At 60.4% G+C, this 7,791-nt stretch carries 7 protein-coding genes, 1 tRNA gene and 2 pseudogenes; 7 read left to right on the top strand and 3 right to left on the bottom strand.

Annotated elements, in window-relative coordinates:
• The 4 genes and pseudogenes from QZ964_RS07420 to QZ964_RS07405 form a co-directional block, all read left to right on the top strand.
• Positions 1-397: pseudogene (locus QZ964_RS07420) on the top strand (hypothetical protein); the annotation flags it as partial.
• An 88-nt stretch (positions 398-485) separates the two neighbouring features.
• Positions 486-1,031: a hypothetical protein gene (locus QZ964_RS07415; protein ID WP_292530553.1), complete on the top strand. Its 546-nt coding sequence runs from the start codon at positions 486-488 to the stop codon at positions 1,029-1,031.
• Positions 1,032-1,242: 211 nt separating this feature from the next.
• Positions 1,243-1,728: a DUF1269 domain-containing protein gene (locus tag QZ964_RS07410; protein WP_292530550.1), complete on the top strand. Its 486-nt coding sequence runs from the start codon at positions 1,243-1,245 to the stop codon at positions 1,726-1,728.
• 237 nt (positions 1,729-1,965) lie between these two features.
• On the top strand, positions 1,966-3,024 hold the full coding sequence (locus QZ964_RS07405) for an AI-2E family transporter (RefSeq protein WP_292530548.1): 1,059 nt from the start codon (positions 1,966-1,968) through the stop codon (positions 3,022-3,024).
• Between the two features lie 7 nt (positions 3,025-3,031).
• Here the strand turns inward: QZ964_RS07405 and QZ964_RS07400 are convergent, their stop codons facing one another.
• Positions 3,032-3,742, bottom strand: a complete 711-nt coding sequence (locus QZ964_RS07400; RefSeq protein WP_292530546.1) for a hypothetical protein — start codon at positions 3,740-3,742, stop codon at positions 3,032-3,034.
• Between the two features lie 1,127 nt (positions 3,743-4,869).
• Positions 4,870-4,946: transfer RNA gene (locus tag QZ964_RS07395), tRNA-Arg, on the bottom strand.
• Between the two features lie 159 nt (positions 4,947-5,105).
• Between QZ964_RS07395 and QZ964_RS07390 the strand changes: the two genes are divergently transcribed.
• The 3 genes from QZ964_RS07390 (at position 5,106) to QZ964_RS07380 (ending at position 7,389) form a co-directional block, all read left to right on the top strand.
• Positions 5,106-5,873 carry an alpha/beta fold hydrolase gene (locus QZ964_RS07390; protein ID WP_292530544.1) on the top strand — a complete coding sequence of 256 codons (768 nt, stop codon included), beginning with the start codon at positions 5,106-5,108 and terminating at the stop codon, positions 5,871-5,873.
• A gap of 71 nt (positions 5,874-5,944) precedes the next feature.
• On the top strand, positions 5,945-6,784 hold the full coding sequence (cysE, locus tag QZ964_RS07385; RefSeq protein WP_292530542.1) for a serine O-acetyltransferase: 840 nt from the start codon (positions 5,945-5,947) through the stop codon (positions 6,782-6,784).
• A 14-nt stretch (positions 6,785-6,798) separates the two neighbouring features.
• The gene (locus QZ964_RS07380) at positions 6,799-7,389 is read left to right on the top strand and encodes a hypothetical protein (protein WP_292530540.1); all 591 of its coding nucleotides are present in this window, start codon (positions 6,799-6,801) and stop codon (positions 7,387-7,389) included.
• 225 nt (positions 7,390-7,614) lie between these two features.
• On the opposite strand, the pseudogene QZ964_RS07375 reads toward QZ964_RS07380, so the two are convergent.
• Positions 7,615-7,791: pseudogene (locus QZ964_RS07375) on the bottom strand (IS630 family transposase); the annotation flags it as partial.

Below are 7,791 nucleotides of genomic sequence, written 5' to 3'. Positions count from 1 at the left end.
GCGACCGTTTGAGGCCGCCATTGATCGCGAAAAGGCGGCTTTGGCGTCGGCGCAACTACGGCTCGATAGGAGCGCAACCGCGCTTTCACGCGCGAAAAAAGATTTCGAGCGAAAGCAGGATATGAATGCACGCGGCGCCATCTCTCGCGCGGCGCTCGACAGGTCACGGGCGAATTTCGAGCGCGAGAAGGCGCAGGCAATCGCCTACGAAGCCGACGTCGCCCGGAGCCAAGAAGCGCTCGCGGCGGCGAAGAAGGACCTCGCCCTTACCGATATCGTATCGACGATCGATGGAACGGTGATTTCGCGCAATGTCGAAGTGAACCAGCATGTTCAGGTTGATCAAGAGCCGCCGCTGTTCGTCATCACGCCGGATCCGGGCGCCGCGCGCGAATAAGATTGACACGAGCTCATTCTAGGATTGTGGCGCGGATGTTAGAAGAGACTAGCGACGATCAAGGGGGTAAGGCGCGATGAAAGAGCAGATGACCTCTATGGATGCGGATGAGGCGGATTCGTTCAAGCGGAAAACGGAACGCCTGCGCAGCAAGCTGCCCTATCTCGGCGTGCTCGTTCTGGCGATCCTGGGTGTGGCCTACACCAGCATCACCGGCAGCCCGTTATATGGATACTGGGAGTTCCTGGCGTTGGCGGTTGGAGCCGCGTGCATCTTCATCGGTTGGCGCCAAACCGAAGACAAGCGCGCGCGCAAGCAGATTGTCGTGACGCAAGCTCTGCATTGGGCGGCGTTTCTGGTTGCGATGAACATCATCCTGTGGCCGTCGGTGAACACTTTCTTGAATGGCCCGGCGACGGGGCTCGCGCTCATGTTGCTTCTCGCGCTGGGCACTTTCGTCGCCGGCGTTCATGTCTCGGCCGACATAGCCATTCTTGGCGTTGCTTTGGCCCTGACGGTGCCGGCGATCGCCTGGCTCAAGAAATCGGCGCTGCTGCTCGCTCTTATTGGTCTCGTAGTTGGCGGATTGGCAGTCCTTTTCCGGCCCCAGTCGAAGAATGACGACCTGACGTAAAACAGCGCGGCGGCGGGGAGATTGTGTGCGGCTGGCGCTAGCCGACGAAAACAGAGGCGCGTCGCATTCAACTGATGTCATCAAGCGCTCATCCGATAGAGCGTCCATCGAATAAACAAGAAGGCGAAGCGACGCGTTGGGCGACCATTCTCAGCATTCGCAGCAAAATGGCGTCGGCGTGGACGCTGCACTCGCCAATTAAGGAGCGAACATGTCCGATCTCGTTGTCATCGTTTACCCTACCGAAGCCAAGGCCGAGGAAATGCGTCAGAAGGTGCTGCAGCTTCAGAAGGAATATTTGATCGAGCTCGGCGACGCCGCCATTGCGGTCAAGCAAGCCGACGGCAACGTCAAGCTGAATCAGCTTTTCAACACGACGGCGGCCGGCGCCGTTTCAGGGAGTTTTTGGGGCCTATTGATCGGCGTGATTATCCTCAACCCGCTTCTCGGCGTCGCGCTCGGCGCCGCCTCTGGAGCCGTCAGCGGCGCTCTCACCGATTACGGCATCAACAACGACTTCATGAAGCAGCTTTCCGAGTCGTTGCAGCCAGGCAATGCGGCGCTGTTTCTCCTGATCAAGAAGGTCACTGGCGACAAAGTGTTGGAAGCCGTGAAGGGCACAGGCGGAACGGTGCTCAAGACGTCGCTCGACGACAGCAAGGAAAAGGCGCTGCGCGAAGCGCTTGCCGGTAGTTGAAGGCGTTTGCTCCTCCGATGGCGACCCGTCGTGGGACTGATTCCGTAACGAAGTTCGACGGGCCGACCAAGTCCTGCGGGCGCGCAAGTCAAGCACAAAGTCCAATATGCTTTCCGACCGATATAGTCCGAATCTCCGCCGTCATACTTCGGGTCTATACGCGAAGCGGCGCGTCAGCCGCTTTTCCCGCCGCGCGCAGGCGCTTATGATCGCCGTCGCCAGCAGTCCGGGTGCGACATGAAGATTAATTTCCTGAGTAAGAGCATCGACCAGAGCGACTTCGCCTCCCGGACAGCCACGGTGGCGACGATCGCGGCGGCGACTGCGGCCGTCGCATTCGTTTTATGGAGGCTGACAGACCTTCTTCCCACAGTTTTCGCCACGATTCTCATTGCGCTCGCTTGGCGCGGCGTGGCCGAGCGCGTCGCCGCACGTCTTGGCCTGTCGCAGGGCCTGTCGCTTGTGGTGGTCGCGCTCGCCTCGCTCGTTTCGGTCGTTCTGGCATTGATGCTGTTCGGCGGCCAACTCGTGCGCCAATATGACGAGGTTGCGCTCGACGTTCCCGCTGCGATCGCCCTGCTGGAGCGCATCGTGGAAGAGCACCCTTGGGGCCGTTTCGTCGAAAAATTTTTGGTTCATGTCGACTTTTCCAAAATGACGACGCCAGTCGCCCAGCAGTTCGGCGCGATCCTCGGTTCGGTCGGCAATGGCCTTGCCTATGGGATTTTCGCCATCCTCGGCGCCGCTTATCTCGCCGCAGATCCCTATAGATATGAGGCGGGCCTGCTTGCCCTGACGCCTGCGTCGAGACGGCCTGACATGACGCTGTTTCTCGAGCGTTCCGCCGCCGCCTTGCGGCAGTGGCTCTATATCCAGCTTTATGTCGTCGCCATGAACGCGATTTTCGCTGGCGCGGCGCTTTGGGCCTTCGGAGTTCCGGCGCCGCTGGCGCTCGCGACGATCAGCGGCGCTCTGGCGTTCGTTCCTTACTTCGGTTCGATTATCGCAATGATCATCGGCGTGCTCGTCGCATTGCCGCATGGGCTGGACACCGCCGCTCTGGCGGCGCTTGCGATCGGCGCCGCGAGTTTCATCGAGGGCTATTTGATCACGCCCTATCTGCAGAGTCGCTCACTGATGGTGCCGCCGGTGGTGCTTTTGTTCTGCATGCTTGCCTTCGGTTTGCTGTTCGGCACAATGGGCGTGGTGCTGGCGGTTCCGGCGACCGTCGTTCTGTCCATCGCCTATGGCATCTTAGCCGATACCAAGCAGTCGCAATCGTCGACTTCCCTATAGAAAAGGCTCAGATCCCCTGTCCCGAAGAGTCGAGTCGCGGGGATGAAGCAACGTCTCCCATCGAGAGGTTGTTGAGGCAGCGCCTTATGTTGCTCACAGCCGCGGCTCTCCACATTTTTTCCGTCTCCGGTCGACGAAATAGCTTGTCCGCGTGAGCGAGCAGATTTCTGAGAAAGGCGGCCTGGCCAGAATTGAAGACATCCTCGGGAATCCAACTGAATTCAAAGCGGATGTCTTCAAAGTTTGAAGCGAACTGCTTCCACGGCAGCGCGAGTGGACTGAGGTCGAGATCGACGAACAAATCCAGATCTCGCGAGAAGCCCGCATAACGCTCTCGGCTGGGCTTGGCGTCGAGGTGATTGGTCGTCGCCATAATCAGCTCCTGAACCGCCTCGGCGTCTGCCGAATTCATACGCGCATAACGTAAAAACATTTCAGCGCTATCCCGAACATTAAGGAAATCCGCTCGGCGGTTTTGGCCCGCGTCGCGCGTCCGATAAACCACGTCGTGCCAGAAAATGGCGGTCATAATCAGCTCTGGCCGCGCTGATAGCACAGTCAGTTTTTCGAAGGCTTGCAGAAGGTCGCTGATGTGGCGCCAACTATGGTAAGCGCGCGCGAGATTGCCGTAGGCGGCGTCAAGCGCCTCCCAGGCTCCAGCCTGGTGGCTCGCCTCTAGGGCGGCCCAATAGCGACTTTTGATCGTAGAGGCGATCATCGGCAGAAAAAGCAATCCCACTATTGAGGACGTTAACTCATTATCGCGTAGCCGGATGCCGATGGCGACGGATTTTTCAGCGCCGCGAGGACATTCTCCGAGGAATTGTGCATTCTGCTGGCGATGCAAGCGGCGTCTGATCTGCTGAGCGAGCGTTCGATGATTGCGCTTTGCGCATCGGAATCTATGCGATCCAGTCTGCTTCAGACATGCGTCTATCGGGTCTTCAGCGGCTCGGCGCATTGACCACCGGACGACGGCAGCATTGTATTATACTCTTGGACGTGTAGTATCGAACGCCTTGAGCGATAAGGCTTAATTAGAGTGGAGAACGCCGCAATGCGCCGCGACCTTAAAACTCATCTGTTTGCTATTACTTGCGCCTCGGTTTTGTTCGCCTCAACCCCTTCGGGCTCAGCGGTTTTGTCGCCCACTGCAGATCTCAACGTTGATAGGGCGTCTGACTTCAGCTTGGTGCAAAAGGCGACGCTCCACGCTCCGTCCGGAAGCAAATGTATCAAATGGACTCGGACATGGAATACACGCCATGGCGTTGCGCGACGCCGATGTGTCCAATGGCGGTAAAGGCCGGTTCGGACGAGATCGAAGGGCGCGATCGGGCCAACGCAGAACGAAGCATTTTCTGACAGTGGCATGTTGCGCCGCATCCCGCAGAAGCGCCCGCGCGGGATGCGCGTTGGTAGTGTCGTGTCGGCCTTGCTCGCTCACCTGGCGCTCGCGTCGAGTGGCCTTCGAGGCCGACGCTTTCGCAGGTGATCTTCCTGGAAAGAGCCGATGATCGGCCCATACGCGACTCACGCGCGATGAGCCTGTTGGTTGATTTCGTGAAAGACGATGGCGGCCGAAGCCGCCCGCGTTCGATCTGATTGTGGTTCACAGCTCGCGGCGGAAATTGAAAGGGCCGGGCCAACGCTCACCCGGCAGACGCGCAAGCGTATGCGCGACGGCTGCTACCGCCGCGACCATCTGCGCGCACTCGCCCAACGGGTCGAGGTCGACGAGCGGGAAGTCCGCATCATCGGCTGCAACAGCGCGCTCCTGCGCACGCTTGTCAGCGTCTCACGCGGGAATCGCCGAGAATTGGCGTTCCCAGTTTTGTTCCGGAGTGGCGCGCCCGAAAGGATTCGAACCTCTGACCCCCAGATTCGTAGTCTGGTGCTCTATCCAGCTGAGCTACGGGCGCCCGTTCCGCCAAAGCCCTGTACGCTAAACAGGCTGGCGACGCGCCCGCTCGTTTACCGGCTGGCGACGCGGATGGCAATAGCGCATTTACTTTGGACGCTGAGCGGCCTTGTGTCGCCCGCGCAAGTATTTAGATAAAGGACGCTAAGTGGGATTTCTAATGCAAACGTTCCTGTCGAATGGCGTCGAGATAGCCTATGTGGATTTCGAGCCCTTAACCGAAGATCGCGGCGAGCCGATCGTTCTCGTGCATGGCTTCGCCTCGACCCATGCGGTGAACTGGCTGTTCACGCAGTGGGTCAAGACGCTGACCGAGGACGGTCGCCGCGTCATCACGCTTGACAATCGCGGCCACGGCCAATCCGCCAAGCTCTACGATCCGGCGCTTTACAGTCTCGACCTGATGGCTGCGGATATCGCGCATCTGCTCGATCATCTGTCGATCCCGCGCGCAGACGTCATGGGCTATTCGCTCGGCGGACGCATCGCCACGGTGCTGGCGCTGACTGCGCCCGAGCGCGTGCGCTCCCTGATCCTCGGCGGCATCGGCGAAAATCTCATCGAGAACTCCGGCCTGCCGCGCGGCCTCGCCGAGGCCATGGAGATCGAGCGCATCGAGGACATCGACGATTCGACGCTCAAGATTTTTCGCGGCTTCGCCGAATCCACCCGCAGCGATCTCGCCGCGCTCGCCGCCTGCGCGCGGGGCCCGCGCAAGGCCCTTGCCCCCGAGATGCTCGCCCATATCGCCGCGCCGGTATTGATCTGCGTCGGCACCCGCGACGACGTCGCCGGCGATCCGCATCCGCTGGCGGAACTCTTCCCCAACGTCCGAATCGTCGATATTCCAGGGCGCGACCACAACCGTGCGGTCGGCGACCGCATCTATAAGCAGGCGGCGCTGGAATTTCTCGATACGCGGCCTTGACCGCCCAAGCGGCGCCCGCGTGCCTTTGGCGAAGCGGTCCGCTATATAAATACCCGAACAAGGAGGGGCGAATGGGCGCCGAAACGCGCGAACAGGGCGCGAAAATCATCGACTTCGCCCAGAGCGATCCGCTCTTTGCGCGGCTGCGCACTGAAGCGGAAGAGGTCCTGCGGCGCGAGCCTGAACTCGGCGGATTCCTGCATCCGGCGATCCTCTCGCAGAGCGGCGTCGCCGGCGTCGTCGCGCATCGCGTGGCGCAGCGCCTCGACCGGCCGGAAGCGCCCTATATCGCGATCCGACAGGCTTTCGAGGAATGCGTCGCCCGCGAGCCCGGAATGGTCGAAGCGTTCCGCGCCGACCTTCTCGCCGTGCTGGAGCGCGACCCCGCCTGCACGCGACTGATCGAGCCGGCGCTTTATTTCAAGGGTTTCCATGCGCTGCAGACCTACCGGCTGGCGCATTGGCTATGGAAGAACGGCCGCAGCGACTTCGCCCTCATTTTGCAAAGCCTGTCGTCGCAGACCTTCCAGGTCGACATCCATCCCGCCGCCGTGATCGGCAAGAGCGTGTTCATCGATCACGCCACCGGCGTCGTCATCGGCGCGACCAGCATCGTCGAAGACGAGGTGTCGATGCTGCATGGCGTCACGCTCGGCGGCACCGGCAAGGCGCGCGGCGATCGCCATCCCAAGGTCAGGCGCGGCGTATTGATCGGCGCCGGCGCGAAGATACTGGGCAATATCGAAATTGGTTGCTGCTCCATGATCGCCGCGGGCTCGGTCGTGCTCGACCCGGTGCCTGCGAATAAGACCGTCGCCGGCGTGCCGGCCCGCATCGTTGGCGACGCCCGCTGCGCCGAGCCGGCGCTTGCCATGGATCAGATGCTGGCTTATCTCGACGCCGGCATGTGAAGGCGGGATTGACCTTGATCAAGATTCTTTTTGGCGCCGCGTTGCTGATCCTCGCGGCCTTGCACCCATGCGCGGCGCTGGCCGCCGGCTGGCACTATTACGACCCGGAATGTCCGATCGATCTTGGCGGCAAGTCGATGAAGTTCGTCGCCATGCAGCCCAAGAAAAACGTCGACCGCGAATGCGTCGCGCTGCCCGACGTGGGGCCGAGCGTCATCGTGCTCGACGCCGAAGACAATGATTTACGCGATATGAATTGGGATATCCGCATCCTGCGCGGCAAGGGGCCGAATGGCGACGCCGACCCCGAAGCCGACGTCGTCGGCCGCCTGCCGGTGCAGAAATTTCGCAACGGCATGGTGAATTTCGACCAGAATTTTAAAGAGCCCGGCGCTTACGTGCTCTATGCGAAGCTCACCAGCGACGACGGCGCGAAGCGTTTTGAGGGCCGCCACCCGTTTTCGGTCGGCCTCGTCACCGACGAAGAAATTTATCTCTATATCGCCTTTGGGGTTTTCGTCGTCATTGCCGGCGGCGTCGCCTTCACGCTGTGGCGCCAGGGCAAGCTCGGATTCAAGATTCCGGATTTTTCGAAGACGGATTGAGGCGCGCCCCAGCATCCCGCAAGCATATGCAATAAAGCGGCGCTGAGCGAGCCGATCGAGACCGCGCAGGAGACCTACCAGGAATGATTTTTGTCGCTTTAAAGCTAGCCAACAAGTAGGGTAGCGCAAATCGTCACTCGTGACAGTTGCGGGCTTAAGCATCCGGCAGACTGGGCGAAAACTGAGCCATGCTAAAAAGTTATTACTTATACCAACCTGCGCTGATCAGAACCGATGCGCCCAGTCGCGCAAACCGATGGACATGATGCGCCAGGGTTGTTCGATGAGTTTGTTCCAGGCGTCGCAGCAATGGTCGACGATGTCGTCGTATGATTTGAACACGCGATTGGAGAGCCAGTTGTCGCGCATGAACTGCCAGAGGTTCTCGACCGGGTTGAGTTC

The sequence above is a fragment of the Methylocystis sp. genome (assembly GCF_021731785.1).
In the GTDB taxonomy this organism is placed as follows: Bacteria; Pseudomonadota; Alphaproteobacteria; order Rhizobiales; family Beijerinckiaceae; genus Methylocystis.
This window is presented reverse-complemented; position numbering and strand designations above follow the sequence as displayed.

What these genes read in the sequence shown, in the direction of transcription:
- QZ964_RS07415 (WP_292530553.1), top strand. Translation starts at nt 486, where the DNA reads ATGACCTCTATGGATGCGGATGAGGCGGATTCGTTCAAGCGGAAAACG.
- QZ964_RS07410 (WP_292530550.1), top strand. Translation starts at nt 1,243, where the DNA reads ATGTCCGATCTCGTTGTCATCGTTTACCCTACCGAAGCCAAGGCCGAG.
- QZ964_RS07405 (WP_292530548.1), top strand. Translation starts at nt 1,966, where the DNA reads ATGAAGATTAATTTCCTGAGTAAGAGCATCGACCAGAGCGACTTCGCC.
- QZ964_RS07400 (WP_292530546.1), bottom strand. Translation starts at nt 3,742, where the DNA reads ATGATCGCCTCTACGATCAAAAGTCGCTATTGGGCCGCCCTAGAGGCG.
- QZ964_RS07390 (WP_292530544.1), top strand. Translation starts at nt 5,106, where the DNA reads ATGCAAACGTTCCTGTCGAATGGCGTCGAGATAGCCTATGTGGATTTC.
- cysE (WP_292530542.1), top strand. Translation starts at nt 5,945, where the DNA reads ATGGGCGCCGAAACGCGCGAACAGGGCGCGAAAATCATCGACTTCGCC.